Origin of the sequence: Thioalkalivibrio sp. ALJ15 (assembly GCF_000383695.1) — a bacterium.
Taxonomy (GTDB): Bacteria; Pseudomonadota; Gammaproteobacteria; order Ectothiorhodospirales; family Ectothiorhodospiraceae; genus Thioalkalivibrio.
Genome location: NZ_KB912057.1, coordinates 116,439 through 140,379, shown reverse-complemented (window position 1 = coordinate 140,379; position 23,941 = coordinate 116,439). Strand labels below are relative to the sequence as shown.

At 65.3% G+C, this 23,941-nt stretch carries 28 protein-coding genes; 13 read left to right on the top strand and 15 right to left on the bottom strand.

What is annotated here, in order from left to right; all coding sequences use genetic code 11:
- Nucleotides 1-55: 55 nt before the first annotated feature.
- The 5 genes from G015_RS0104325 (at nucleotide 56) to G015_RS0104305 (ending at nucleotide 4,047) form a co-directional block, all read left to right on the top strand.
- Nucleotides 56-490 (top strand): CrcB family protein, encoded by a 435-nt coding sequence (locus tag G015_RS0104325; protein ID WP_020146219.1) that lies wholly within the window; start codon nucleotides 56-58, stop codon nucleotides 488-490.
- Complete coding sequence (gene crcB, locus G015_RS0104320) at nucleotides 487-903, top strand: fluoride efflux transporter CrcB (RefSeq protein ID WP_018138819.1); 417 nt, start codon at nucleotides 487-489, stop codon at nucleotides 901-903. The genes G015_RS0104325 and crcB overlap by 4 nt, the downstream gene beginning before the upstream one ends.
- Nucleotides 904-988: 85 nt before the next feature.
- Nucleotides 989-2,278: a serine--tRNA ligase gene (serS, locus tag G015_RS0104315; RefSeq protein ID WP_018649352.1), complete on the top strand. Its 1,290-nt coding sequence runs from the start codon at nucleotides 989-991 to the stop codon at nucleotides 2,276-2,278.
- 21 nt (nucleotides 2,279-2,299) lie between these two features.
- Entirely contained in the window at nucleotides 2,300-3,328 is a 1,029-nt protein-coding gene (locus G015_RS0104310; RefSeq protein ID WP_018174444.1) for a thioredoxin fold domain-containing protein, read from the top strand.
- A 311-nt stretch (nucleotides 3,329-3,639) separates the two neighbouring features.
- Nucleotides 3,640-4,047 carry a hypothetical protein gene (locus G015_RS0104305; RefSeq protein ID WP_018139189.1) on the top strand — a complete coding sequence of 136 codons (408 nt, stop codon included), beginning with the start codon at nucleotides 3,640-3,642 and terminating at the stop codon, nucleotides 4,045-4,047.
- Between the two features lie 311 nt (nucleotides 4,048-4,358).
- On the opposite strand, the gene cyaY is transcribed toward G015_RS0104305, so the two are convergent.
- The 3 genes from cyaY to G015_RS0104290 all read right to left on the bottom strand — a co-directional run bounded on the left by cyaY (nucleotide 4,359) and on the right by G015_RS0104290 (nucleotide 5,465).
- On the bottom strand, nucleotides 4,359-4,682 hold the full coding sequence (cyaY, locus tag G015_RS0104300) for an iron donor protein CyaY (protein WP_012982299.1): 324 nt from the start codon (nucleotides 4,680-4,682) through the stop codon (nucleotides 4,359-4,361).
- A gap of 101 nt (nucleotides 4,683-4,783) precedes the next feature.
- Nucleotides 4,784-5,176 carry a DUF423 domain-containing protein gene (locus tag G015_RS0104295; protein WP_018139188.1) on the bottom strand — a complete coding sequence of 131 codons (393 nt, stop codon included), beginning with the start codon at nucleotides 5,174-5,176 and terminating at the stop codon, nucleotides 4,784-4,786.
- 16 nt (nucleotides 5,177-5,192) lie between these two features.
- Nucleotides 5,193-5,465 (bottom strand): hypothetical protein, encoded by a 273-nt coding sequence (locus G015_RS0104290; RefSeq protein WP_018139187.1) that lies wholly within the window; start codon nucleotides 5,463-5,465, stop codon nucleotides 5,193-5,195.
- Nucleotides 5,466-5,596: 131 nt separating this feature from the next.
- On the opposite strand from G015_RS0104290, the gene G015_RS0104285 reads away from it, so the two are divergent.
- The gene (locus tag G015_RS0104285) at nucleotides 5,597-6,157 is read left to right on the top strand and encodes a hypothetical protein (protein WP_018993614.1); all 561 of its coding nucleotides are present in this window, start codon (nucleotides 5,597-5,599) and stop codon (nucleotides 6,155-6,157) included.
- A 34-nt stretch (nucleotides 6,158-6,191) separates the two neighbouring features.
- Here G015_RS0104285 and G015_RS0104280 read toward each other — a convergent pair whose 3' ends face one another.
- From G015_RS0104280 to mtgA, 10 genes are all read right to left on the bottom strand, one after another.
- Nucleotides 6,192-6,947: a class I SAM-dependent methyltransferase gene (locus G015_RS0104280; protein WP_020146218.1), complete on the bottom strand. Its 756-nt coding sequence runs from the start codon at nucleotides 6,945-6,947 to the stop codon at nucleotides 6,192-6,194.
- 2 nt (nucleotides 6,948-6,949) lie between these two features.
- Nucleotides 6,950-7,192, bottom strand: a complete 243-nt coding sequence (locus tag G015_RS13885) for a SlyX family protein (RefSeq protein ID WP_083925118.1) — start codon at nucleotides 7,190-7,192, stop codon at nucleotides 6,950-6,952.
- Complete coding sequence (locus G015_RS0104270; protein ID WP_020146217.1) at nucleotides 7,179-8,159, bottom strand: D-2-hydroxyacid dehydrogenase; 981 nt, start codon at nucleotides 8,157-8,159, stop codon at nucleotides 7,179-7,181. Before G015_RS0104270 ends, G015_RS13885 begins: the two co-directional genes overlap by 14 nt.
- 180 nt (nucleotides 8,160-8,339) lie before the next feature.
- A complete protein-coding gene (locus G015_RS0104265) occupies nucleotides 8,340-9,029 on the bottom strand; it encodes a Bax inhibitor-1/YccA family protein (protein WP_018139182.1) in 690 nt (229 codons plus the stop codon).
- A gap of 95 nt (nucleotides 9,030-9,124) precedes the next feature.
- On the bottom strand, nucleotides 9,125-11,197 hold the full coding sequence (locus G015_RS0104260) for a SulP family inorganic anion transporter (protein ID WP_018649354.1): 2,073 nt from the start codon (nucleotides 11,195-11,197) through the stop codon (nucleotides 9,125-9,127).
- Nucleotides 11,198-11,514: 317 nt separating this feature from the next.
- The gene (locus tag G015_RS0104255) at nucleotides 11,515-12,099 is read right to left on the bottom strand and encodes a hypothetical protein (RefSeq protein WP_018139180.1); all 585 of its coding nucleotides are present in this window, start codon (nucleotides 12,097-12,099) and stop codon (nucleotides 11,515-11,517) included.
- A gap of 59 nt (nucleotides 12,100-12,158) precedes the next feature.
- Nucleotides 12,159-12,881 (bottom strand): class I SAM-dependent methyltransferase, encoded by a 723-nt coding sequence (locus G015_RS0104250; RefSeq protein ID WP_020146216.1) that lies wholly within the window; start codon nucleotides 12,879-12,881, stop codon nucleotides 12,159-12,161.
- 3 nt (nucleotides 12,882-12,884) lie between these two features.
- The gene (locus tag G015_RS0104245; protein WP_018139178.1) at nucleotides 12,885-13,571 is read right to left on the bottom strand and encodes a zinc metallopeptidase; all 687 of its coding nucleotides are present in this window, start codon (nucleotides 13,569-13,571) and stop codon (nucleotides 12,885-12,887) included.
- A 72-nt stretch (nucleotides 13,572-13,643) separates the two neighbouring features.
- Nucleotides 13,644-15,947 (bottom strand): mechanosensitive ion channel domain-containing protein, encoded by a 2,304-nt coding sequence (locus G015_RS0104240; RefSeq protein ID WP_018139177.1) that lies wholly within the window; start codon nucleotides 15,945-15,947, stop codon nucleotides 13,644-13,646.
- A gap of 133 nt (nucleotides 15,948-16,080) precedes the next feature.
- Nucleotides 16,081-16,803 carry a monofunctional biosynthetic peptidoglycan transglycosylase gene (gene mtgA, locus G015_RS0104235; RefSeq protein ID WP_018139176.1) on the bottom strand — a complete coding sequence of 241 codons (723 nt, stop codon included), beginning with the start codon at nucleotides 16,801-16,803 and terminating at the stop codon, nucleotides 16,081-16,083.
- Between the two features lie 256 nt (nucleotides 16,804-17,059).
- Between mtgA and G015_RS0104230 the strand changes: the two genes are divergently transcribed.
- Genes G015_RS0104230 through G015_RS0104220 form a run of 3 tightly spaced genes read left to right on the top strand, consistent with a single transcriptional unit; the run spans nucleotide 17,060 to nucleotide 18,418 of the window.
- Entirely contained in the window at nucleotides 17,060-17,389 is a 330-nt protein-coding gene (locus G015_RS0104230) for a hypothetical protein (RefSeq protein WP_018139175.1), read from the top strand.
- Complete coding sequence (locus tag G015_RS0104225) at nucleotides 17,382-17,777, top strand: thiol-disulfide oxidoreductase DCC family protein (RefSeq protein WP_018139174.1); 396 nt, start codon at nucleotides 17,382-17,384, stop codon at nucleotides 17,775-17,777. Before G015_RS0104230 ends, G015_RS0104225 begins: the two co-directional genes overlap by 8 nt.
- 23 nt (nucleotides 17,778-17,800) lie before the next feature.
- Nucleotides 17,801-18,418: a histidine phosphatase family protein gene (locus tag G015_RS0104220; protein ID WP_028490887.1), complete on the top strand. Its 618-nt coding sequence runs from the start codon at nucleotides 17,801-17,803 to the stop codon at nucleotides 18,416-18,418.
- A 25-nt stretch (nucleotides 18,419-18,443) separates the two neighbouring features.
- On the opposite strand, the gene G015_RS0104215 is transcribed toward G015_RS0104220, so the two are convergent.
- Complete coding sequence (locus G015_RS0104215) at nucleotides 18,444-19,727, bottom strand: phosphatidylserine/phosphatidylglycerophosphate/cardiolipin synthase family protein (RefSeq protein WP_020146215.1); 1,284 nt, start codon at nucleotides 19,725-19,727, stop codon at nucleotides 18,444-18,446.
- 109 nt (nucleotides 19,728-19,836) lie between these two features.
- Here G015_RS0104215 and G015_RS0104210 point away from each other — a divergent pair, with 109 nt between their 5' ends.
- Together G015_RS0104210 and G015_RS0104205 are read left to right on the top strand one after the other, a co-directional pair.
- Complete coding sequence (locus G015_RS0104210) at nucleotides 19,837-20,277, top strand: nucleoside deaminase (RefSeq protein ID WP_020146214.1); 441 nt, start codon at nucleotides 19,837-19,839, stop codon at nucleotides 20,275-20,277.
- Between the two features lie 177 nt (nucleotides 20,278-20,454).
- A complete protein-coding gene (locus tag G015_RS0104205) occupies nucleotides 20,455-20,946 on the top strand; it encodes a hypothetical protein (RefSeq protein WP_028490886.1) in 492 nt (163 codons plus the stop codon).
- Nucleotides 20,947-20,971: 25 nt separating this feature from the next.
- On the opposite strand, the gene G015_RS0104200 is transcribed toward G015_RS0104205, so the two are convergent.
- Nucleotides 20,972-21,997: a serine/threonine protein kinase gene (locus G015_RS0104200; protein WP_018174465.1), complete on the bottom strand. Its 1,026-nt coding sequence runs from the start codon at nucleotides 21,995-21,997 to the stop codon at nucleotides 20,972-20,974.
- Nucleotides 21,998-22,085: 88 nt separating this feature from the next.
- Between G015_RS0104200 and G015_RS0104195 the strand changes: the two genes are divergently transcribed.
- Complete coding sequence (locus tag G015_RS0104195) at nucleotides 22,086-22,766, top strand: TVP38/TMEM64 family protein (RefSeq protein WP_020146212.1); 681 nt, start codon at nucleotides 22,086-22,088, stop codon at nucleotides 22,764-22,766.
- A gap of 148 nt (nucleotides 22,767-22,914) precedes the next feature.
- Nucleotides 22,915-23,907 carry an MBL fold metallo-hydrolase gene (locus G015_RS0104190; protein WP_038050047.1) on the top strand — a complete coding sequence of 331 codons (993 nt, stop codon included), beginning with the start codon at nucleotides 22,915-22,917 and terminating at the stop codon, nucleotides 23,905-23,907.
- Nucleotides 23,908-23,941 lie beyond the last annotated feature (34 nt).

The window sequence follows — 23,941 nt, the reverse complement described above, 5'->3', positions numbered from 1 at the left end:
CAAGTTGTATTTGAACAGATCCGCGGAGGGCGCTGAATCGGTGCGCCGAATGCAAATGCTCGACAGGCCGACTGCGGGCACAGACAATGCCGTCATGATCGACTGGTGGGAGGGCCTTGTGCTGGTGGGGGCAGGGGGCGCGCTGGGAGGGCTGGCGCGCTTCTGGCTGTCGCAGTGGATTGATAACCGCACCGGAGGCCGTTTCCCGTGGGGGACGCTGGTCGTGAACGCCTCGGGCGCGCTGCTGATCGGCGTGACGATCGGGCTGGTGGCGGACCCCTTCGGAGCGCGCTGGCTCTGGTTGTTGCTGGTGGTGGGGGTGCTCGGCAGTTTCACCACGGTCTCCTCGTTCAGCCTGCAGACGGTGGGTGTTGCGGAACGCGACGGCTGGCGCCCGGCGATCGCCTACGTCCTGCTCACACTGGGTGGTGGGCTGGCGCTGGTGTATATCGGCCATGCGCTGGGCCGCGTCGCGGGTGGTGCGGCATGACGGGCTACTCGCTGCGCCTGTCCGCGTTCGTCGCCCTGGGGGCCGCGCTGGGCAGCATGGCGCGCTATGGCCTGTCGTGGACCGGGCTGCACCTGATGGGAACCGGGTTTCCCTGGGACACGCTGGCGGTGAATGTGGCCGGCTCCTGGCTGATTGGGCTTTACGCCGTGATCAGTGCCCCGGAGGGTTGCCGGCCCGCCGATCCGGTGAGCCGCCAGTTTGTCCTGGCCGGCTTCTGCGGGGGCTTTACGACGTTTTCGGTGTTCAGCCTGGAGAGCCTGTGGTTGCTGGAGACGGGCGATCCCGGACGTGCGGCGCTGTATGTGTCCGTATCCCTGGTGCTGTGGCTGGCGGGCGTATGGCTGGGTAGCGTGCAGGGGCGTCGCTGGAATGCCGCTGCGTCACGCGGCTGAGGCCGGACGGGCCTGACGGCCCGGCCATGGACGGGGCGCGGCCGCGACCGTAGACTTCCCGGTCGTTTGTGAACGGATTACCGACATGCTGGATATTCGCAGTCTGCGCCAGGACCTGGACGCGACCGTGGCGGCCCTGGCCAGCCGCGGCTTCGAGCTCGACCGCGAGCGCTTCGAGACGCTGGAAGCGCGGCGCAAGGACCTTCAGGTTCGTACCCAGGAACTCCAGAACGAGCGTAATACCCGCTCCAAGGGGATCGGGCAGGCCAAGGCGCGGGGCGAGGATATCGAGCCCCTGAAGGCCGAGGTCGGTCGTCTGGGTGATGAACTCAAGCAGTGCGAGGCCGACCTGCATGGCGTGCAGCAGGAGCTGGACGCGCTGCTGATGCGCATCCCGAACCTGCCGCAGAAGGACGTGCCCGTCGGCAAGGACGAGGAGGCGAACGTCGAGGTGCGCCGCGAGGGCACCCCGCGCGAGTTCGATTTCACCCCCCGCGACCACGTGGACCTGGGCCTGCCCGGCGGCTGGCTGGATTTCGAGGCGGCGGTACGCGTGGCCGGCTCCCGCTTCGTGGTGATGCGCGGCGAGATGGCGCGTCTGCACCGCGCGTTGACCCAGTTCATGCTCGACCTGCACACCCAGCAGCATGGCTACCAGGAAACCTATGTCCCGTACCTGGCGAATCCGGAGTCCCTGGAGGGGACGGGCCAGCTGCCCAAGTTCGATGAGGACCTGTTCTCGGTGGACTGCGACCAGCGTTTCCGGCTGATCCCGACCGCCGAGGTCACGCTGACCAACCTGGTGCGCGAGCAGATCCTCGAGGCCGGCGCGCTCCCGCTGAAGATGACCGCCCACACCCCGTGCTTCCGCTCGGAGGCGGGCAGCTACGGGCGTGACGTGCGCGGCCTGATCCGCCAGCACCAGTTCGAGAAGGTGGAGCTGGTGCAGGTGGTGCATCCGGAACAGTCCGGCGCGGCCCTGGAAGAGCTGCTCGGGCACGCGGAGACGGTGCTGCAGGCACTGGAGCTGCCCTATCGCGTAATGCTGCTGAGTACCGGCGACATGGGCTTTGCGGCCGCGCGCACCTATGACCTGGAGGTCTGGTTGCCGGGCCAGCAGGCCTACCGCGAGATCTCCTCGTGCTCCAATTTCGAGGCCTTCCAGGCGCGGCGTATGCAGGCCCGCTTCCGTCCGGAAGCAGGCAGCAAGCCCGAGCTGGTGCATACCATCAACGGGTCCGGTGTCGCGGTGGGTCGTGCCCTGGTCGCCCTGCTCGAGAATCACCAGCAGGCCGACGGCTCGATCACGGTCCCGGAGCGGCTGCGTCCCTATCTCGGTGGAACCTCGGTCCTGAAACCGCCGTCTGAACAGTAAGTTGATTCAGGCGGGGTGGATGTGAGCCAAATCGGAAAGCCAACTGCGTTCGTCAGTCTGCTGGTGCTGCTGCTTTGCTGGCCGCTGTGGGCGCAGGCCGAGATCGAGGAGGGCTTCGATTTCGACGATTCACCGCGGATCATCGGCCTGCACGCACCGGACTGGTTCGAGCTGAGCTTTCTCGATCTGCCGGAGGACCTGGAACGTGCCGTGGAGCGCGGCAAGCAGGGGCTGGCCGTGTACTACGGGATGGACGACTGCCCGTACTGCGAACAGCTGTTCGAGGTGAATTTCGAGAAAGAGGACATTCGCGCGCAGCTGTCGGACAACTTCGATGTGGTGGCGATCGACGTGCTCGGCGACCGCGAGGTGACCGGGCTGGACGGGGAGGTCAAATTCGAACGCGAATATGCTTCGGAACAGCGGCTTAACTTCACCCCTTCAATTGCTTTCTATGATGCTGACGGCGAACGCATCCACCAGATGCGGGGATACTACCCGCCGTATCGATTCCGCGCGCTGCTCGACTTCGTGACGGAGCGTCACGACCGCGAAATGAGTTTTCGTGATTATCTCGACCGCGCCGACCCTCCGCCCAAGTTCGACACGGACGACATCAACGAGCGCGACTTCTTTGTCAACGAGCCCTATGCGCTGGATCGCAGCAAGATCCCCGCGCAACGGCCCCTGGTGGTGTTCTTCGAGCGCGAGGCCTGCCATGCCTGCGATATCCTGCATACCGAGCCGTTGCAGGAAGACGAGGTGCTGGACCGCATCGCCCTGATGGATGCCGTCCAGCTGGACGCCGAGGACAGTGACACGCCGGTCCTGACCCCGGACGGTCAACGAACCAACCCGCGCGACTGGGCGGCGGAACTGGACGTGCACTGGGCGCCGACTCTGATCTTCTTCGACGAGACGGGCGAGGAGATCATCCGCATTGATTCGGTCGTGCACCTGAACCGGCTGCGCAACGTGATGGACTATGTGCTCACGCGCGGCTATGAGGACTATCCGACCTTCGAACGCTGGCGCGCCCAGCAACCATAGCCGTAAGGGAAACACTGATTCATGTACACACTCGCGTTGGCACCCCCGGTTTTCCGAGAGAAGGCGCGGTGCGCAGCCGGTAGTGGTTCTACCGGCAAGGGCCGCAACGCAGGATCGGGGAACCGGGGGTGCCAACCCCAAGGGGCTCGGCCGCCCGTTTTTGATGACAACGGGCGCGCGCACGGCGTTGCGGCTCCCTTGTGCAGAATGACTGCACGGCGGTCACCGCGCCTTGTTCGCACGCAAAAGCGACTCGAGCGCGAGCGTGTACATGAATCAGTGTTTCCCTAGGCGGCCGAGGACCGAACTGCATGCATTTCGAACGTGACTTCGTCGTGCGCAATCGCGATGTGCTGGAGGCCATTGTGGCCCGCGCTCATCGTGTCGCGCTGGGGATCTTTGTGCTGACCTTCAGCGGCTACGGGATCGCCGTCTGGCTTTGGTTTCAGGAGCAGATGTGGGCGGCGCTGATCACCGCGACCGTCAGCTACCTGGTGTTTCGCCAGTTCCGCATGCTGGCGCTGGGGATCGCGCGCATGCCGCTGCGAGGGGACCCCCAGGCACTGGAAGCGACCCGGGCACTGGATAACGCGCTGGAAGAGGACCGGCCGCATCCGGTGCTGGCGGAGCTGGAGGCCCACCTGCGGGCGCTGGATGAGGAGGGATCTCCGGAGGCGTCGTCGCAGGAGGGTGAAGACGGCCGGTCGGGCCGAGACTAGGGAGACGCTGGTTTAATCGCACGTCCGCGTTGGTGCCCCCTGTTTTCCGAGACAAGGCGCGTCGTGTAGCGGGTAGTGGTTCTACCCGCCCGTTTTTGATGAATGCGGGGCGCAACGCAGGATCGGGGAACAGGGGGCACCAACCCCACAAGCTATTGAAAGCAGGGGCTCGGCCGCCCGTTGTTGATCAAAAACGGGCGCGGGAACGGCGTTGCGGCTCCTTTGTGCAGAATGACTGCACGGCAGTCACCGCGCCTTGTTCGCACGCAAAAGCGACTCGAGCGCGGACGTGCGATTAAATCAGCGTCTCCCTAGAGCTCGACGCGTACGCCCAGCTTCTGCCCGATCACGCGGGCCACGGTCTCGTGCAGGTCGTCCCCGTTACGGTCATCCAGCCAGGCATCTTCGTCCTCGTTGTAGCCGAAGTGAGCCGGGCCCTCGGGCGAGGACAGCCAGATCTGCTGCGCAGCCTCCTGGCGGTTCAGGATCATCTGCGCCCCGTCCTCGAATTCGAGGGTCAGGACACCGTCGATCAGGTCGATGTCCAGGTCGTCGAGACCGTCCTGGTCGCTCAGGCGGTTGTAGATCTCGTCGAGGGTCTGTTCGGCGAATACGGCGAAGGAGGGCTGGCTCATGGGTCTCTCGGTTCAGTCAATGCTTGTGGCGCAGGCAGTATAAATGTTGGATGCGCTGAGAAAAGCCAAGTCTGGCTTTGTCCGGGTTTGCAAATGTCTTGCTACGCCCGCCAGGCGGCGATCGCCAGGCTCAGCCAGCCGAGGATGAAGGCGGTGCCGCCCAGAGGTGCGATGGCTCCCAGTACGCGCGGGGCGCCCAGTGCCAGGGCATACAGGCTGCCGGCAAAGAGCAGAATGCCAAGCACGAAGGCGACGGCGCTGGCGGTGGCCCAGCCGCTGGCCAGGTGCGACCACAGCGCTGCCAGTAGCAACAGGGCGAGGGCATGGATGAAGTGATACTGGACGCCGGTGTCCCAGGTGGCCAGCGCGCGCTCGGACAATCGTTCTTGCAGGGCATGTGCGCCGAAGGCACCGAGCACCACCGCGATGGCGGCGAGCAGGGCCCCGATCACGACTAGGGCGCGGATCATCGGCTCGGTCTCCGTACCTGGCATCTGTGTTTCCCTAGGGCTAGGCGTCGTCGCCCATCTCGCTGTCGTAGTCCTTCCCGGGGATCCAGCCGTGCTCGCGGGCACGCTCGATCGCTGCATCGTGGATGCGCGTGTGGCGCTCGCGAAGTTCGGGCGGGAGGTTGGCGATGCGCAGGTCGTACTTGTCCCACTCGGCGTTGACCTGGTCGTGCAGCTGCTGGATGCGCCCGAGGTCCCACCCCTCGCAGGTCTCGGTCTCCGGCAGGAAGCCGAAGACCCAGGCATCGCGGATAATATTGCCGACCGGCGTCATGCCGCCGTACAAGTCATTGTGGATGCCGATGTAGTGGCGGCGTCCGGAGCGTCTGGCTGTAGTCATGCGCGTAGTGTAGAGGCACGCCGGCCAGGCGCAAAGCACATTCTTTACAGACCGGGGTACTCACGATGCAGCCCGCGGGCGAAAGCCTGAATCGAATACGGATCCGCGTCCTGATGAAGCTGATGGTGCTGGGCGGGGTGGTGATGTTCGCCGGTGTCCTTGCGAGCTACGCCCTGTCCATGCTGGGGGGCGGGGAGACCGAGCGCCGCGTCGTGGAGCTGGATACGATCGCCCCCGGCCAGCTCAAGCGGCTGGACTGGGAGGGTCGGCGCATCCTGGTGCTGCACCGTGACCCGGCCCTCCAACAGGCGCTGGGCGAGGATGACGAGCTGGTCGATCCACGCGCCCGCCGGGGCCAGCAGCCAGACGGGCTGGAACTGCCGCTGCGTAGTCTGCGGCCGGAGTGGCTGGTCGTGATCGGCGAGAGCACCGATCTCGGCTGCGAGCTGGATCTGGTGCACCCGGACGCGGCGGACGACTGGTCCGGCGGGTTCGTCGATCGCTGCCGTGGGGGCCGCTATGACGCCGCCGGACGGGTGTATGACGGGCAGGACGCCCGGCGCAATCTGCCGATCCCCGAGTACCGTTTCTCCGGAGACGACAGGCTGATTCTGGGTGGTTCGTGACCGGTGAGGCGGGCGTGGGTCCCGCGGGTCGGATTCAGGATTGCGCAGCGGGTGCGTAGACGTCGAAGCGTACGCTCTTGCCCCGGACGCTGCCCTGGGGCGTGTCGGGACCCAGGGCAGGGGCATGCAGGGGCCGCTTGACGACGACCCGCCGCGTGGCCGCCTCGCGCAGACGCTGCAGCGTGGTTTCCGGGTCGGGGTCCGGGGCGCCCTCCATCAGGGCCTGGGTCAGCTGCATGTCCTTCTTGACCGCGGCGCGCTTGGCCCGCTCCGGAAACATGGGATCGAACACGGCGGCGACGGGCGGTGTGCCTAGGGTCGCTGGTGTGGCCAGGCCCGCGTGCAGCGTGATGCGCTCGACAATCGGGGCCAGCGCCTCGTCATGGGCGGCGCGCTGCAGGGCATCCGCCAGCAACAGGTAGACGACCGGGTGGCGTTCCCAGGCATCCACGCGGAAGCCGTGCGCGGCCAGCAGCAGCGTATCGCGCCCCAGGCCGGCGGTGGCGTCCACCACATGGCTGTCTCGCGGGATGTTGCCCATGGCTCGGATCAGGCCCTCGCGCTGATGCCCGCTATGGGCCAGACGATACCCCTGACGGCCGGTGGCAAAGTCCAGATGCAGACGCAGTTCGCGTCGACCCTCCTCGCGGATCAGCGACAGCCCGTCCGCGCCGACCTCCAGTACCAGGGGCGCCTCGCCCAGGTGACGATAGCCGTGGCCTTGCAGGTAGTGGTCGATCTCCCGGCCTCGGGGCTCCTGCCCGGGTTCTGCGCGGACTTGAAGGGTCACGGTCAGTAGTGCGGAGGAGGCGGCTCGTTGCCGTCTCCGGGGCCGCCACCCTGGTCCTCGAGTTCCCGCAACCGGTCGCGGAGCCACTGGAGCTGGCGGCGCAGTTCCTGGTTGTTCTGCTGGAGCTCGTGCTGGACGCGGGCCTGCTCTTCCTGGGTGTATTCCTGATGCGCCAGGCGAACTTCCAGCGCCTCGATCCGCGCGATCAGTTCGTGGTCGGTGCGGGATGGGTCAGCTGACGACATGGCGGGGCTTTCCCTGGGCGAAAGAGCGGATGTTGGCTGCTACCTCCTCGATCACGTGCTGACGGGCACTGCGGGCCGCCCAGGCCGTATGTGGCGTCAGCACAAGGTTCGGGATGTCCGCTGCCAGCAGGGGGTGGTCTGCAGGCGGGGGCTCGGGCTCCAGGACGTCGATGCCGGCACCGCCCAGGTGGCCTGCTCGCAAATGCCGCGCGAGGGCCTCGGGATCGACCAGGCCGCCACGGGCGGTGTTGAGCAGGATCGCCCCCGGAGGCATCTGCCGCAGCGCGTTGTCGTCGATCAGGTGGCGGGTTTCGGGGGACAACGGGCAATGCAGGCTGACCACGTCGCTGGTCGCCAGGAGCTCGGGCAGCGGGATTCGATCCGGGTCATCCGCAGGCGAGGGCACCGCCTTGCGCAGGCTGGCGGCCACCTGAACCTGCATGCCGAAGGCCCGTGCGACGCGTGCCGTGGCCTGGCCCAGTACGCCATGGCCAATGATGCCCAGGCGCATGCCCGCCAGGGTCCGGATCGGGTGATCCAGCAGGCAGAACTGATCGGAGGCGCTCCAGTGGCCGGCGCGAATATTGGCGCGGTAGTCGTCCAGCCGCGTGACCAGCGTCAGCAGCAGGGCAAAGACATGCTGTACCACGGAGTCTGTCGCATAGTCGCGGGCATTGCTGACGGTGATGCCCGCCCGGTTCGCGGCGGCGACATCGATATTGTTGGTGCCGGTGGCCGCGGCACAGACCAGCCGCAGGTTTGCGGCCGTGGCCAGCAGCGACTCGTCGAGCACCACCTTGTTGGTGACCACAACCTCGGCACTGGCGACGCGGGCGGCGATCTCGTCGGGGTCCGTGCGCGGGTGCAGGTCCCACTCGGGAAGGGCCTCGCGCAGGGGGGTGAGGTCCAGGTCGTCGCGATCCACCGTGGACAGGTCGAGAAATACCCCGTGTCGCAGTTCAGTCATGGCGTTTACCAGGTGAAACGGTGTTGCGACGCTTGCGGATAGGACCACTACCGACTGCACGATGCGGCTTGCCGCGGAAAACCTGGGGTACCAACGCGAGCGTGTACATTGATCAGTGTTTCCCAACAAAAGGGCCCCGCATCGCGGGGCCCGAATCGCTTGCCTGTCGGCCTGCGACTGTTAGTTGTCGCCCATGAAGGCGTGGAACAGGTTCAGCAGGTGGAGGAACATCACATAGAGGTTCGCGTACAGCGAGACCGTCATCATGATGTAGTTGGCCTCCGGGTCGTGGATCATGCGGCTGGTGTCGAACAGGATCGCCGCCGACAGCAGCAGCACCACGGCCGCCGAGATGGTCAGCGACAGCGCCGGGATCGCCAGGAAGATGTTCGCGACGATCGCCAGCAGGGCGACGATCAGGCCGACCACCAGGAAGCCACCCAGGAAGCTGAAGTCCTTCTTGGTGGCCAGGGCATAGCCGGACAGCGCGACAAAGGCGACCGCCGTGGCAGTAAAGGCATTGCCGACGATCTGCGGCCCGTTGGGCAGGCCCAGGTACATGCTCAGGATCGGGCCGAGGAAGAAGCCCAGCACGCCGGTGAAGGCGAAGGTCAGCACCAGTCCGAGCGCGGAATTGCGAGCGGCATGGATGGCGAACGGGCCGCCAATCAGGACCGCCAGCAGGACCAGCCAGTGCACCGCCGGGGCGCCCACAGCCATCGCCACGAAGGCCATCACGGCGCTGAATGCCAGCGTCACCGACAGCAGCATGTAGGTCTGGCGGATGACCTTGTTGGTCGAGATGGTCTCGCTGATGGAACCGGTGCTGGACGGATTGCGACTCGAGCGAACGATCTGGTCTCGGGACACGGGTCAACTCCTCTTGGGTTCGTAACCTGCTCAGTGTAGCGATTGACGCCGGTGGGTGCAGCCCTTTTCGCCGTCCGTGGCGTGGGCTTTCGCGATCACTTGATTGGCTCACCCACGCGTTCGGAGATCTCCTTAACCGCGTGGTCGGTGGACTTGAAGATGTTGTCCTTGCCGATAATGTCCTCGAGCCCGGTGCGCTGTATCACCTCCAGGACCTGTGCCTTCACGCCGGCGAAGACCAGGGTGATGCCGCGCGCCTTCAGGCGGTGCACCAGCTGGTGGATCACTTCCTCGCCGGAGGCGTCGATCTCGTTGATGCCCTTGCCCACCACGATCAGATACTTGGCCTGTGGGTGGCGCGCGACCAGGTCCAGTACCGCGTCCTCGAAGTAGGGGACGTTGGCGAAGTACAGCGAGCCGTCGAAGCGCATCAGGCCGACCTTCTCGTTGGTCTCCAGCCCGTAGCGCTGGGCCTCGCGAAGCGTCCCGTCGTCGTAGCGGGCCAGTTCGCATACGCGCGGCTGCATGGTGCGGTACAGGTACAGCACGATGGCCAGACCGGCACCCATCAAGATGCCGTAGTCGAGATTCGGGGCCATCGCCAGGGTGGCGATGAAGGTGACCACCGCGGCCGCCCCGTCATGCTTGTTGGCCACCCAGGCGTGCTTGATTGCCTTGAAGTTAATCAGCCCGACCACGGCCATCATGATGATAGCCGCCAGTACCGATTGCGGCAGGTGGTAGATCAGGGGCGTCAGGAAGAGCAATGCGATCCCGATAAGCACGGCTGTAAATACCGAGGCCAGGCCGGTGCGTGCACCCGAATTGAGGTTGACCGCCGAGCGCGAGAACGAACCGCTGACGGGGTAGCCCTGTGTAAAGCCGCCGGCGATGTTGGCCAGGCCCTGTCCCATCAGCTCCTTGTTCGGGTCCAGACGCTGGCCGGTGCGCGCGGCCATGGCTTTGGCGATCGCAATGGCCTCGGTAAAGCCGACCAGCGCGATCACGAAGGCCGTGGTCAGGAGCGTGGTGATCGTTCCGAAGGTGATCTCTGGTGCGGAGATTGACGGCAGACCCTGGGGTACGTTGCCCACGACAGCGCCGCCACCATTGAGCGAGACCTCATCGCCGTCCACTTGCTCGATCCGCCACGAGGTGCGCTCGGCGCGTTCGCGTTCGGCATCCGTCATGTGGTCATCGGCGATGAAGCGCTCGGGTTCGTCGTCCGTCGCCGGGAGTCGGCGCAACGTTGTGTTGCGCAACTCGTCGCGCAGTGGGGCGAGCTCGGCGCGCAGTTCATCGCGCTGCAGTGCGGCCTGCTCCTGCTCGAAGCGCAGGGCCGGTGCATCGCCACGGGCCGCCTCCTGAATCTCGAGTTCCAGTTCGCGCACGCGGTCATCCAGATTGGCCGCCTGTCCCTGCTTCTCCTCGATCTGCTGGGCGAGTTCGACCAGCTCGCCAGGCGCAATTTGGGCGAGCGTCGTGTCGGCCTTGCGCTCGTACCCGATCAGCCAGGAGACCAGGATGGTGACAACCACCGCGACCAGCACGCCCGGAATCTTCGGGGCGACGCGTTTCATGCCGACCATCAGCGCGATCGCGCCCAAGCCGAAGGCGAGGGTGGGCCAATGGGTGTGCCCCAGCTCCAGCACGACACCCCAAAGACCCAGAAGGAAGTGGCCGGAGGTGTCGATCGGTACCCCCAGCAGCTTGTTGATCTGGGACAGCCCGATGATGATCGCGGCGGCGTTGGTAAAGCCGACGATCACCGGGTGCGAGATGAAGCTGACCAGCGCGCCCAGCTTGAACAGGCCCATGACCAGCTGGATTACGCCCACGATCAGGGCGAGTGCAATCGCCAGCATGATGAATTCGGATGAGCCCTCGGCCGCCAGCGGCACCAGGGCCGATGCCGTGAGCAGGGATACCACTGCCACCGGGCCGGTGGCGAGCTGATTCGAGGAACCCCACAGCGCGGCCACCATCACCGGCAGCAGCGAGGCATAGAGCCCGTACACCGGAGGCAGACCGGCCAGTTGCGCATAGGCCATGGATTGCGGGATCAGGACCAGGGCCACCGAGATCCCCGCAATCAGATCCGCGTTGAGCGTTTCCTTGGTGGGACGCCAGCTCAGGAACGGAAAGATGCGCAGCAGGATCGAATTCATGGCGGTACTCGCTTGGCCTGTTCGTGACGAAGACGACGGCTAGTCGAGCGATCCCGCGTGCCTGGCGCACCCGGGCTGTATGGCTGCCAGGGCCGTCGTCACGTGATTGGCAGCCATCTCTGGCCCGGGGTTGGGTCGGGCGCAGTCAGGGGAGGGAAGATTATAGAAGGTCGGCTTATTTTCTTCTATCAAAGGCATTCAATACGATATATAGCCTTTAGGGTATATATCGCACTCGCTGGAGCGCCCAACCCTGCACAAAAAAGCCCCGGTCACCAGCGGCGACCGGGGCCTTCCAGCGTATGCTTCAGCGTGGCTTACTGCGGGGGTGCCATGCCCGGGCTTCCGCCCTGTTGCATTTCCTGCTGCAGGGTTTCCAGACGCGCGATGATGTCATCGATGTCCGGATTCTCTTCGCGCATCGCGGCCATCAGGTCCTCGCGCAGCGATTCCTGAGCGGAGATGACCTCCTCGTCCTGCGCGACGGCCTGCTGGGCCTCCTGCAGGTTCATCTGCGCCTGCTGGACCTCTTCGGACTGGATTACCTGCTGGCGCTCTTCGGCACTCAGGTCCGGGTCGCGCAGGCGTTCTTCGGCGCCTTCGAGGGTTTCAAGATCCTGGCGGGGCTGGTAACCGGCCTCTTCCATCTTGTCGAGCACCAGGTTCTCAAGCTCTTCGCCCTTGCGCTCCAGATCAGGGTTGTTCTCGATCGCCTGCTGCTGGGTCTCGGCCAGGGTCTGCTGCAGCTGCTGCATTTCCATTTGCGGGTTGGCCCCGCCTTCCTGCTGCCCCTGCTGGCCCATGCCTTCCTGACCCATGCCCTGGGCCATCACCAGCGGACTGGCGAGCGCAAGCGCGGCGGCGGCAATCAAACCGGCGAGAGGCCGGGAACGGTTCGTCATAACAACTCTCCTCGTGAAAGTACGGTGGGAAGCTTAGTGCGTGGCGACTTAACAACAGCTTAACAGGCGCGAGCCGAGGTTTCCGGGGCACCCCGGATTTCGTTGCAGGCTTCTCGTTTTTCGTTTCCCTGGGGCTCCGGGATGCGAAAAAGCGCAATGTCCGGTGCCGGCAGGTGGATCGCCCAGCCAAGATGCGCGGCGATCCAGCGCAGGGTGTCGGGCCCGTAGAAGGCCACGTGGGTAGGGTCGCGGCGATAGTGCCAGCGATGAAAGGCCGCCGCGGGGGGCGGCCAGCCGGTCATGATCGCAATCGTGCCGCCGGGGCGCAGAAGGGTGGCCATCTCGCCAAGGATGGCGATCGGGTCATGCAGGTGCTCGAGAACCTCGGTACAGGTGACGAGATCGAAGCATGCACGGGCTTCGGGACGGTCAGGTGCGAATACGGGGTCATGGGTCTGCATGGAGTAGCCGCGCGCACACAGCATGTCCGCCAGTACCGGATGGGGGCCGCAGCCCCAGTCCACGCCCTGCGCCGGTGGCGGGCAGTGCGCCTCCAGCGGTGCAAGCAGGCGGCCCAGAAACCGCCGATACCCGGGGTCGTCCGGCCGGTTTTCGTGTGTCTGGTAGTACTCGCGCTCGAATGCGAGGGTGGGCCAGTAACGGTGCTTCAGGACAATCAGCGAGCAGCCCCTGCAGCGCTGGTAGTCCCCGGGCGAAGGGTCGCGCACCCCGCGGCTGAAGAACGGGCGCAGAGGTGCGGTACACAGCGGGCAGCGGCCCATGCGCTACCGCCGCAGGAAGCGGAACCAGGACGCGATGTTCAACAGGCTCATCAGGGACTGGGCGACGTAGGTGTAGGCCGCGGCCTTCAGGATGCGCTGGGCATGGGGATAGTCCGGCGGGTGCAGGTAATTGCCCCGGCGCAGCATCGGCAGGGCGCGGCGAAAGCTCGCGTCGAACTCGGTGGGCAGGGTGACGAAGTGCACCAGCGCGGCGATCCCCATCGACAGAATCCCGGCCAGGAAGAACAGGATGCCCGGTGCCGGATGCCGGGCGATCAGCGTGATGATGGGGATCGCGACCATTAGCCAGGCCCCGATCTGCTGTCCGTAGCGAGACAGGCAGACCAGGTTGCTGCGCATGCGCAGGGGCGGGTAGTCCTGAGCGTGCTGCACCGCGTGCCCGACCTCGTGCGCAGCCACCGTGATCGCGGTGAGCGAGCGACCGTCGTGGTTGTCCTCCGACAGCCGCACCGCGCGATCGAAGGGATCGTAGTGGTCGCCATCGCGGGTGGATTCGACGCGCACGTGATGCAGGCCATGGCGATCCAGAAGGTCACGCGCAAGCTCGGCGCCGGTCCCGTCGTAGCGGTCCTCCGGCTGGCTGTACTTCCTCATCGTCTGGCGTACCCACCAGCTCGGTGCCCAGGCCAGAAGCAGCACGAGCGGTGCGAGCAGAATCAGCAGTCGCATGCCTTCATCATGGCGCGACTTCCCCTTCGGGGGAAGTCGTCCGCGTGAATCCGTACACCGGCCCTGTCTCGCTCAGTCCTCGGCCTCGTCGTAATCGCCCTTGTGCTTCGGATTGGGGCGGGCCCGCTGGTCTTTCGAGTAGTCGCGACCGTCGTCGGTGTCTTCACCCTGCTCCTGGCTGAGACGCAGGTGCGCGGGCGGAGCGCTGCCGTCCTTTTCCTGACCGAAGTAGATGGTCTGATGCGGGAACGGGATCTCGATACCGGCGGCGTCGAAGTGCTTCTTCACCAGGCGGTTGAACGCGCGGCCCAGGCCAAACTGCGTACCGGGCAGCGCCTTGATGCGGATGCGCACGTTGACCGAGCTGTCGGCCAGCGCAGTCACGCCGTGTACCTCCATCTCGTCGAGGATGTTCGGACCCTGGTCCGGATCTTCCTTGAGTTCCTCGAAGGCCTCGCGCAGGCGCACGATCACTTCGTCGATGTCCTCGCGATAGGCCACGCCGTACTCGCCCACGTGATAGCCATACTCGCGCATGTAGTTGGAGACGGCATCCACCGACGAGAACGGGATCAGGTGATAGGTGCCGGACAGGTCACGCAGGCCCATGGAACGGATCGTGAGCTTCTCGACCACGCCGGTCATGCCGGCCACCGTGACCACGTCCCCGGTGTTGATGGCTTTCTCCAGCTGGATGAACACCCCGGTGATGATGTCCTGCACCAGCTTTTGTGCGCCGAAGCCAACCGCCAGGCCGAGCACGCCGGCGCCGGCCAGCAGCGGGCCGATATTCACGCCAATCTCGGCCAGCACGATCATGGCGGTCATCACGGCCAGCACGACGGCGACCGCATTGCGGAACAGGGTCAGCAGGGTCTTCTCGCGCGCCCCGGGCTCGCCCTCGCCGGTATTCGGGCTCAGGCGGTGTTCGATCCAGCTGGCGAACACGAGCCAGATGGCCAGGGCACCGATCAGGATCAGGGCGACCGAGATCGCAGTGCCGAGCACGTACATGCCCGTATCGGAGGCAATCCAGGCGCCGAGATTGAACGCGCCCCAGGCATCTGCGATCACTGCCAGCACGATGAGCAGGATCACCAGGCGCATCGTCTTCAGCGCCTTGGGGATGTACGAGTTCAGGCGTGCCTCGAGCATCGGGAACTTCATGCGAGTCTCGTCCGGAACCCGGATCTCGCGGCCGATGATCTGGCTGAGCACGTTGGCGACAAAGACCCCGATGAATGCGGCCAGTACCGTCTGTCCGGTGGCCTTGGCCATGAAGGGCAGGGCATCTTCCGGGCGGGTGATGCTGACGATTGCCAGGGTCAGGAAGTAGATCAGCGCGATCCAGTGCCAGGCGTTCGCCAGGAAGGTCAGCGTCATGCGCGTGAAGGCGAATCCGGCACGATTGGCGACCAGGATCAGGCGGTCATGCACGCGCTGGCGGTTCTGCAGGATGATGACCGCCGCGTAGAGGAAAGCGGTCAGCATGACCAGCAGCCCCAGCGAGCGCCCGGCCTCGCTGGAGAGATGATTGTTGGCCAGCGGCACCAGCAGCAGCAGGCCGTAGCCGATGTACGTGACCAGGCGTGCCAGCCAGGCATTCCAGTAGGCGGCCTCGTCGCCGGCCATGGGCAGCAGCCGCAGGCCCCGGTAGCGCGTGGCGAAGATCAGGCGCAGGGCCGCCTTGGTGACCTCGATCAGCAGGAAGGCGTTGAGGAACAGCGAGTGCCGCGTCAGCATCTCTCCGGACTCCCCGAGCACAAAGAGCGCGAGGCCATAACCCCCGACCCAGGCCAGGATCACGATCAGGAAATCGATCAGCGCGGCCAGGAGTACGGCGGGGAGTGCGCGCAGCAGGTGGTACTGCTCCGGCGAATTGATCACCCAGCGGTCCAGCGCCGCAAACATCGGGCTGCCAAGACGCCGCAGGATCAGGAAGGCGGCGATCGTCAGGACAATCAGGATCGCCAGGTCCAGCACCCCCGCGCCGAATACCACCGGGTCGATCGAGCTCAGCTTGTCGCCAATATCCACGGCGATCTCGTTCAGGGCCCGAATCTCCTGCACTGTGCCTTCGGCCAGCGATTGGGTGAACTGGGCGATCTGGCGCGGGATCGACGTGAGTTCGTCGGTGTCGACCGCCGCCTCATCGTCTGCCGTACTCTCGTCGTCCCCGGTACGTTCGGCCCGCAGTGTCTCGAGCAGGCGTTCGCGTGCCTCTTCGTTCTCCAGTGCCTCGATCAGCGCGTCATGCAGATCACCTCCATCGCCACCCTCCTGGGCCTGAACGGTCCCCAGGGGCATGAGCAGCAACAGCGAGAAGAGGGTGAGGAGGAGGAAGAAGGGGCGACGCAAAAAGCGGCTGGGGGACACGGGCGGACCTCGGGTTTGGACGGGGTTCGCGGGTCGCCAGGAGGACGCCAGTGCGAGCATCCGTGCGACAGCGGAGGAACGTAGTCTAGGGAAACACTAGGGCATTTTCACGCCCGTGGAGCGAGCGCAGGGGCTATTCCAGCAGCATGGGGTCCAGCCAGGCGATGCCCAGCTGGTTCATCTGGCGCTCGATCCAGGCGATCCGCTGGCTGAGGCGCGGGCCGGGGTTGACCGGGTTGTAGCTGCCCGGGCTGGGGAGGATCGCGGCCAGGCGTGCGGACTGGTGGCGGTCCAGTTCGCGCGCGGATACGCCAAAGTAGTGCTGGGCGGCGTGCTCGATCCCGTAGATGCCCGGACCCCACTCGGCCAGGTTCAGGTAGACCTCGAAGATGCGGCGCTTGGGCCAGATGGTTTCCATACCGGCCGTGAATCCGGCCTCCAGCGTTTTGCGGACCCAGGAGCGCTTGTGCCACAGGAACAGGTTTTTGGCCGTTTGCTGGCTGATGGTGCTGGCCCCGCGCAGGCGTTGGCCGTGCAGCATGTGGTCGTCTACCGCCTGGCGCATGGAGCCCCAGTCAAAGCCGCGATGTACCGGAAAGTGCTGGTCTTCCGCTGCGATCACGGCCAGCATCAGGTGACGCGGAAGGTCGTCCAGGCGCTGCCATTCCGGCCGTAGGCGGGATGCGGTCTGCCAGTCCGTGGCGACGACCATGGCCATGCCATAGGGCGGGTTGACCTTGGCGAACAGCACGATCAGGCCGAGCGCGAATGTGACCGCGAGTGTGAGCGTCCCGGCCAGCAGCCAGGTCAGTGCGCGTAGCAGACGGGTAATCGGTCCGCGTCGTCGACGGGCCATCAGTGCCACCCTGCGTGTAAGTGCAGTCCCATATTCATCGAGGTCAAGAATACCTCGACTCGCGGTTCGATCGCGTATCCCGTCGGTGTGGTCTGATACGGTTGGGTCCAGTAACGATGCAGACCCCATCTTGACCGACGGGGAAACTCGTTCCTGGTTGAACTGTTTCCGTCATGCGTGGCCCAACCACGTAAGCCTAAGCCGCCGTTCGGCCTGGCGATACCATCCGATCCACACGAACAAGAAGGAGAGACCCATGGACGTGATGCCCTATCGGTATACCACCCCCAGTGGAGAGGCCGTTTCCTTCGAGTTTCGTTTGCATCCCGAGACCGGGTCCGCCGTGCGTGTCCAGCAGTTGCTGGACCGGCTGGTCGAGACCCTGGATCACGAGATTGCACTGCTGGGCGACACCTGCAATGGAGATGTGCTGCAGGCGCTGGCAATGGCGCTCGCCGTGCGCACCGACATGATCCCGGCACATCCGGAGATGACCCGCGATCTGGCGCGCGACGTGGTAGAACGTGCGTTGGGCTCGCTGCCGGAGGCCGAATATCAATACCTGGGCCCGGTCGGCCATGCCTGACCATTCGTTATCCGGGCGGCGCCCCATCGTCTTTTTCGATGGCGGCTGCCCACTTTGTCGGCGCGAGATCGGCCACTACCGGCGGCTGGACAAGGCCGGTCGCGTGGACTGGCAGGATATCCACGCCGACGCGGCACCCTTGAAGGCGTGGCGCATCGACTGGGATGCGGCGATGCGGCGTATGCATGTGGTCGACGCCCAGGGACAGATCCACAGTGGGGCCTGGGCGTTTGTCGTCGTCTGGCGGCATTTGCCGTACTACCGCTTGCTGGGGCGGGTGCTGTCGCGCGTGCCGCCCGTGGTGCGCCTGATGGATCGGGTCTATAACGGGTTTGCGCGTCGACGCTGGCGGTCGCGCTGTGGTGACGGGCTCTGCCGCCCCGATTAGTCCGGCGGCGGTGATGGCTCTGCATGGCGGAGTCGCGCGGTGGTGTAGCGGAGGGAATCGGAACTGTGAAACGGCTGCTGCTTGGGCTGGCCCTGGTAGTGGGGTGTCTGTTTGGCACACCGGTTTGGGCGGACGAACTGGCTGCGGAGCACGTCATTGTTGCTCAGTTGCAGGAGCCCCACCGGATCCTGTTAATGCGGCATGCCGCGGCGCCAGGTATCGGGGACCCTCCAGGTTTCGATCTCGAGGACTGCACAACCCAGCGCAACCTCTCCGAGTTGGGCCGTGACCAGGCGCGCGAGCTTGGTGAACGTCTGCGCGCCGCCGGACTGGCCGAGATCCGCGTATTTGCCGGCCCGTGGTGCCGCAATGCGGATACGGCGCGCCTGCTGGGCTACGGCGAGCCGGAGATCCTCGATGCGCTGGGCTCGATCTTCCGCACCAATGAACCCGACCGGGAGCGCCGCATGCGTGCCTGGCACCAGCATCTTGCGGAGGCATTTGCGCGCGATGCGGGGCCGGCGGTGTATGTCACGCATCGTGCGAACATCATGGAACTGTCCGGTCGCAGCATCGGCGCGGGCGACATGCTGGTAGTGGAGATCGATGCCGAGGGTGGCGCCCGGCCCGTCGCCAACTGAAAAGGCCGGCTCCGGCTCGGGGCCGCTACATGTACGGCCCGATGATGCGCGCGATCCAGCCGTAGATGCGGTATTTCCAGGGCCGGTTTTCCCAGGCCTCGATCGTCATCCGCTCGGCCTCGGCCTTGTCTTCCTCGATCAGTTCCCGGATCGAGCGGGCGAAGTCTTCGTCATAGATGTTCAGATTGGTTTCGTCGTTCAGGCGGAATGAGCGGTTGTGCAGATTGGCCGAGCCGATGCTGGCCCAGCGGTCGTCCACGCTCATCAGCTTGGAGTGATACATCCGCGGGTGGTATTCGTGCAGCTCGACCCCGGCCTCCAGCATGGGCCTCCAGCGATTCACGGAGGCATGTCGTACGAAACCGTGGTTGATGCTGTCGCCCGGCATGAGCACGCGGATTCGAACGCCGCGGTCGGCCGCGTCGGTCAGCGCATCGAGAAAGTCCGGGTCGGGATAGAAGTACGCCGTCGCAATGGTCACCTGGTCCTCGGCTGCTGCCAGGGCATGCAGGAACATCTTGCGAATGCGATGACGGCCCTCGCGCGGGGCGCTGTTGACGACCTGCGCATCCAGCTCACCTTCGTCCTCGAGTTCCGGGTAATACGCATCGCCCAGCTTCAGTTCGCCTTTGGCATCCAGCCAGGTCTCCATGAATGCCGCCTGCAAGTTGCCCACAACGGGCCCGGTGACACGGAAGTGGTTGTCGCGGTAGGGCTCGTGGTCCTCGGCGGGCACCCAGGTGTCCGCGATGTTCGCGCCGCCGATGAATCCGGTTCTGCCGTCCACCACCAGAATTTTTCGATGCGTACGGTGGTTGAAACGTGACATCTGATACCAGGAGGGCTCGCGCCAGCGCACGACTTCCGCGCCGGCTTCGGTCATGCGGTCGAACTTTTCCTGATCCGCGAGCACGGAGCCCACGTAGTCGATCACCACATGAACCTTGACCCCGCGCTCCGCCGCGCGTGCGAAGGCCTCGGCGAAGCGGGCGGCCTGCTCGCCCCAGAACTCGTATACCTCGAAGGTAACCGTCTGTTCAGCGCCTTCGATGGCCTCGATCTTGGCGTCGTAGATGGCCTCGCCGTCGCGCAGCAGCTCCAGCGCGTTGCCGGAGACAATCGGCTGCTGCAGCGTGAGCCCCATTCCGCGGCGAAATGCACTGTCCGAGGTGCCGTAGTCGATGGCCACCGGGGCCTTCACTCGGTCGGGTTTCGGGAGGAGGTTGAACAGGGCAACGTTTGCCAGCACGAAGGCGAGCGCGACGCCCAGGAGGATACCGACAGGGATGCCGATGATGCGGCGGCGCATGGAAAGTCTCTCGTATCGAGCCCGTCAAGGGGAGGGTGGTTGGCGCCGAATTCGCACCTCAGTCCATGAGTCTACACAATCAGTTCTCGAACAAACCCGGACGAATGTCATGAATCCTTTTCTGGAAGCAGCCCTGGACGAGGCACGAACCGGCTGGGATGAAGGGGGTATCCCGATCGGTTCGGTCATCGAGCACGGCGGGCGCATCGTCGGCCGCGGACACAATCGGCGGGTGCAAAACGGCAGCGCCATCCTGCATGCCGAGATGGATGCCCTGGAGAACGCCGGACGCCAGGCGGCGAGCATCTACCGCGAGTGCACGCTCTACACGACGCTCTCGCCCTGTGCGATGTGCAGCGGGGCGATCGTGCTGTACGGCATCCCGCGTGTGGTGGTCGGGGAAAACTCCACCTTCATGGGAGAGGAGGACTGGCTGCGTTCGCACGGCGTGCAGGTCGATGTGTTGCAGGACGTCGCCTGCCAGGAGCTGATGGCCGCGTTTATCGAACGACACCCGGATCTGTGGCACGAGGATATCGGTTGCGAATAGGGCCGGTTTGACCGGAACACCCTTGCTGGCGGGCGGATCGTGCTTGCCGCACCGGACAAGACAGCGACATGGGGCGGGCGCCCGGGGAGCGCCTCATGGCGCCCTTCACGGAAAACACCAGTGTTCTGGCATGGTCGCTGCTTGGGTGCCGGGTGCAACGAAAACCGGGAGCACCTCATGATCGACGGCATCGGAATGAATCAGGCGGCGCTGGCGCGGCCGGTCCATTCGGCGCAAAGCCCGAACAACGCCGGGCAGGCTGGCCACCGACCGGCGCAGGCCGGGCAGGCTGGGCAGGCGGCACACGCACAGCCGGCACAGCAGGCCCAGGCCGCCACGCAAGCGCAGGCGAACGGTCAGGTCAATGGACAGGGCGCGGCCGTCTCGACTTCCCCACATGTGGCCCAGCCGGCGTCCACCACACAGGCCCCGTCGGCACACGAGGCGGCATTCGCGCCCCAGGGCCTTAATGCGACGCCGCCGACGCAGGCCACCGCGATGCCGCTGGCCGGCGGCCAGGTCAACGGGGCCCCGCAGGCCGACGATGCCCCCCAGATGGACGCCGATCCGGACGACGAAGCGGACATGGGCCAGACCTTCATGCCCGACGGCTCGGTGCAGTCCAACTCCAACGAGCACCTCGGATCGCACTTTGACCTGCGGGCGTAAGGCCTAAGGAGACGCTTGCGTCTCCTTAAAGATCCCAGTAGTCCCTGGCCGCGACCCCCGGGCTGTCCAGTTCCAGTGCGGGCTCGTCCAGGGCGGCGGCTTGTTCGCGAAGGGTCAGGATGTGTTCCTCCCAGTAGCGCGGGGTGTAGAACACCGGGAATCCGTCGACGAACGCGGGATCATCCGCCCGGCGGGCCAGCCAGGCGGCGTGGCGCATGATGCGCAGCGTGCGGAGGGTGCTGATCAGGCCCAGCTCGCGGCGGTCGAAGCGCATGAACGTCTCGTAACCCTCCAGCAGGTCGCGCAGCTGTGATGCCATCTCCGGTGGCTCCCCGGAGAGGAACATCCAAAGATCCTGCATCGCGGGCCCATTGCAGGCGTCGTCGAGGTCGACGAAGTGGGGACCGTCGTCGGTCCACAGGATGTTGCCCGGGTGGGTGTCGCCATGCAGCCGGAGCTGCGGGACGGGGCCCACCGCCTCGGTGTTTCGCTGCATGCGGCTGATCAGGTCCGCGCTGAGGTCGCGATAGACTGACTGCAACTCGGGGGGCAGGTAGCCGGAGGCGAGCACGTCCTGCCGCGCCTGTTCGCCCAGTGCCACCGGCTCCAGCGTGATGCGTTCGTGGAATGAGGCGCTGAGGCCCACTTCGTGGATTCGCGCAATGAACCGCCCGATGCGCTGCAGCGTGTCCGACTGCTCCAGGTCCGGCGTACGCCCGCCGCAGCGCGGATAAACCGCGAAGCGAAAGCCCTGATGATGGTGCAGGGTTGCCCCGTCGTCTGCGACCAGCGGCGCGACGACGGGGACCTCCCGCGCGGCCAGCTCCTGGCTGAATGCATGCTCCTCGAGGATCGCGCGGTCGGTCCAGCGGCCGGGCCGGTAGAACTTGGCAATGACCGGCGTCGCATCCTCGATGCCAATCTGATACACCCGGTTCTCGTAGCTGTTCAGGGCAAGCAGGCGGCCATCGCAGCGCAGGCCGGTGGTTTCCACCGCGTCGAGAATCACGGTGGGTTTGAGGGCATCGTATGGGTGGGGCTGTGTATTCATGCGGCCAATGTACGCACGCGGGCAGCGTCCGGGTCCAGCGTTTTGACAAATGCGTATCGGGAGAGGGCAGGTGAATCGAGCGTACTGGGTGGTGGTGATCCTTGCGGTGGCCGCATTGATCGCGTTCTTCGCGCTCGACTTGGGCCGTTTCCTGGAGTTCGAGCGCCTGCAGGCAGCCCAGGGGGATCTGGAGGACCAGCGTGCGGCCCGGCCGCTGTTGGCGGCGGTGGTGTTCTTCTTCGTTTATGTGGTGGTCGCGGCGCTGTCGTTGCCCGGTATCGTGATCATGACGCTGGCGGGCGGGGCCATCTTCGGGGTGTTCTGGGGTAGTGTGCTGTCGTCCTTTGCCTCCACACTGGGCGCGACGCTGACGTTTCTGGTGGCGCGCACCATCGCTCGCGAGCCCCTGCAGCGCCGATTCGCAGACCGGCTGGAACCCATCAACCGTGGCTTCGAGCGCGAGGGGGCCTACTACCTGTTCGCGCTGCGCCTGACGCCGGCCTTTCCCTTCTTTGTGATCAATGCAGGCATGGGCCTGATGCGCATCAGGACGTGGACGTACTACTGGGTGTCGCAGCTGGGCATGCTCCCGGCGACGATCGTCTTTGCCAATGCCGGTACGCAGATCAGTCGTCTGGACGGGCCCGAGGGGATCTTTTCGCCCGGTCTGATTGCCTCTCTGGTCGCGGTGGGCCTGTTTCCGCTGGTGGCGCGGTGGGCCGTGCGTGCCCTGCATGGTTCGACAGGGGACTCGCAGCCGCGGCGCTGATGTGAACCCTGTCTAAATATGCGCGAAAGCGGATATAATCGCCGAAAACCAATAACGGTCCGAACGGGCGTTCGAAGGCCGGGATACACGCGACGCGTTCGCAGGCTCTCCAACCGGGGGGCGAAACCCGCTTATTGAGGATGTTTGGATGGATAGGCAATTGAAAGGGCGCTGGACCGTATGGCCAGTGCTGGCCGTTGTGCTGATGGGCCTGGCCCTGATTGCGCAGGCCGGAGAAGAGAAAGAAGAGCCGCGCGACCGACCCATCGAGATGGTACTGGAGCCGATTCAGCTGACGGATCGCGTCTGGTACTTCTACGGTTCGCTGGAGAACCGCACGCCGGAAAATCTCGGCTTCACCAATAACACGGGCTTCGTCGTCACTGACGACGGCGTCGTGCTGATCGATTCGGGGCCGAGCTACAAGGTCGCCGAACGCATGGCCAGGGCGATCGCCGAGGTCACGGATCAGCCGATCACGCATGTGATCTCGGTGGGTTCGCAGGATCACCGCTGGCTGGGCAATGGCTACTTCCACGAGCAGGGTGCGGAACTGGTCGCGCTGCAGCGCACTGCATCCACGCAGACCGAGCGCGGCGAGGGGCAGATCGAGTCCCTGGCGAATGCCGTGGGAGAAGAGGCCATGGAAGGGACCGAGCCAGTCCCGGCCCCGAATCCGATTGACGCGGACGAACACACCCTGACGGTCGGCGGGGTGGACTTCGAACTGATCTATGCCGGGGACGCCCACTTCCCGGGCGATATCATGGTCCACCTGCCCGGCGAGGATGTCGTGTTCACCGGCGACATCGTCTACACCGAACGCATGTTGGGCATCCATCCCTGGAGTAACCCGGTGGAGAAGCTGGAGGCCTTCCGGCACCTGGAGTCCATCGATCCCGAGATCGTCGTACCGGGTCATGGCCGCGCGACGGACATGGCCGAGGCGCGCCAGGACACGGGTGACTACCTGGAACTGCTGGTGCGCGAGGTCGGAGCAGGTATCGAGGACTGGGAGTCCCTGGACGAGGTGGTGGAACGCCTGTCCGATCTCGAAGAGTTCAAGCACCTGCGCCACTACGACGACTGGCATCGACCCAACGTGAACCGGACCTATCTGTTCATCGAAGAGAACATGTAAGGGGCTATCCGGGAATCCCGGCTGCAGGCCGGGA

Excerpts from the sequence above, each read along its gene's own strand:
- G015_RS0104325 (WP_020146219.1), top strand. The coding sequence starts at position 56 with ATGCTCGACAGGCCGACTGCGGGCACAGACAATGCCGTCATGATCGAC.
- crcB (WP_018138819.1), top strand. The coding sequence starts at position 487 with ATGACGGGCTACTCGCTGCGCCTGTCCGCGTTCGTCGCCCTGGGGGCC.
- serS (WP_018649352.1), top strand. The coding sequence starts at position 989 with ATGCTGGATATTCGCAGTCTGCGCCAGGACCTGGACGCGACCGTGGCG.
- G015_RS0104305 (WP_018139189.1), top strand. The coding sequence starts at position 3,640 with ATGCATTTCGAACGTGACTTCGTCGTGCGCAATCGCGATGTGCTGGAG.
- cyaY (WP_012982299.1), bottom strand. The coding sequence starts at position 4,682 with ATGAGCCAGCCCTCCTTCGCCGTATTCGCCGAACAGACCCTCGACGAG.
- G015_RS0104295 (WP_018139188.1), bottom strand. The coding sequence starts at position 5,176 with ATGCCAGGTACGGAGACCGAGCCGATGATCCGCGCCCTAGTCGTGATC.
- G015_RS0104290 (WP_018139187.1), bottom strand. The coding sequence starts at position 5,465 with ATGACGCCGGTCGGCAATATTATCCGCGATGCCTGGGTCTTCGGCTTC.
- G015_RS0104285 (WP_018993614.1), top strand. The coding sequence starts at position 5,597 with ATGCAGCCCGCGGGCGAAAGCCTGAATCGAATACGGATCCGCGTCCTG.
- G015_RS13885 (WP_083925118.1), bottom strand. The coding sequence starts at position 7,192 with ATGTCGTCAGCTGACCCATCCCGCACCGACCACGAACTGATCGCGCGG.
- G015_RS0104270 (WP_020146217.1), bottom strand. The coding sequence starts at position 8,159 with ATGACTGAACTGCGACACGGGGTATTTCTCGACCTGTCCACGGTGGAT.
- G015_RS0104260 (WP_018649354.1), bottom strand. The coding sequence starts at position 11,197 with ATGAATTCGATCCTGCTGCGCATCTTTCCGTTCCTGAGCTGGCGTCCC.
- G015_RS0104255 (WP_018139180.1), bottom strand. The coding sequence starts at position 12,099 with ATGACGAACCGTTCCCGGCCTCTCGCCGGTTTGATTGCCGCCGCCGCG.
- G015_RS0104250 (WP_020146216.1), bottom strand. The coding sequence starts at position 12,881 with ATGGGCCGCTGCCCGCTGTGTACCGCACCTCTGCGCCCGTTCTTCAGC.
- G015_RS0104245 (WP_018139178.1), bottom strand. The coding sequence starts at position 13,571 with ATGCGACTGCTGATTCTGCTCGCACCGCTCGTGCTGCTTCTGGCCTGG.
- mtgA (WP_018139176.1), bottom strand. The coding sequence starts at position 16,803 with ATGGCCCGTCGACGACGCGGACCGATTACCCGTCTGCTACGCGCACTG.
- G015_RS0104230 (WP_018139175.1), top strand. The coding sequence starts at position 17,060 with ATGGACGTGATGCCCTATCGGTATACCACCCCCAGTGGAGAGGCCGTT.
- G015_RS0104225 (WP_018139174.1), top strand. The coding sequence starts at position 17,382 with ATGCCTGACCATTCGTTATCCGGGCGGCGCCCCATCGTCTTTTTCGAT.
- G015_RS0104220 (WP_028490887.1), top strand. The coding sequence starts at position 17,801 with ATGGCGGAGTCGCGCGGTGGTGTAGCGGAGGGAATCGGAACTGTGAAA.
- G015_RS0104215 (WP_020146215.1), bottom strand. The coding sequence starts at position 19,727 with ATGCGCCGCCGCATCATCGGCATCCCTGTCGGTATCCTCCTGGGCGTC.
- G015_RS0104210 (WP_020146214.1), top strand. The coding sequence starts at position 19,837 with ATGAATCCTTTTCTGGAAGCAGCCCTGGACGAGGCACGAACCGGCTGG.
- G015_RS0104205 (WP_028490886.1), top strand. The coding sequence starts at position 20,455 with ATGATCGACGGCATCGGAATGAATCAGGCGGCGCTGGCGCGGCCGGTC.
- G015_RS0104200 (WP_018174465.1), bottom strand. The coding sequence starts at position 21,997 with ATGAATACACAGCCCCACCCATACGATGCCCTCAAACCCACCGTGATT.
- G015_RS0104190 (WP_038050047.1), top strand. The coding sequence starts at position 22,915 with ATGGATAGGCAATTGAAAGGGCGCTGGACCGTATGGCCAGTGCTGGCC.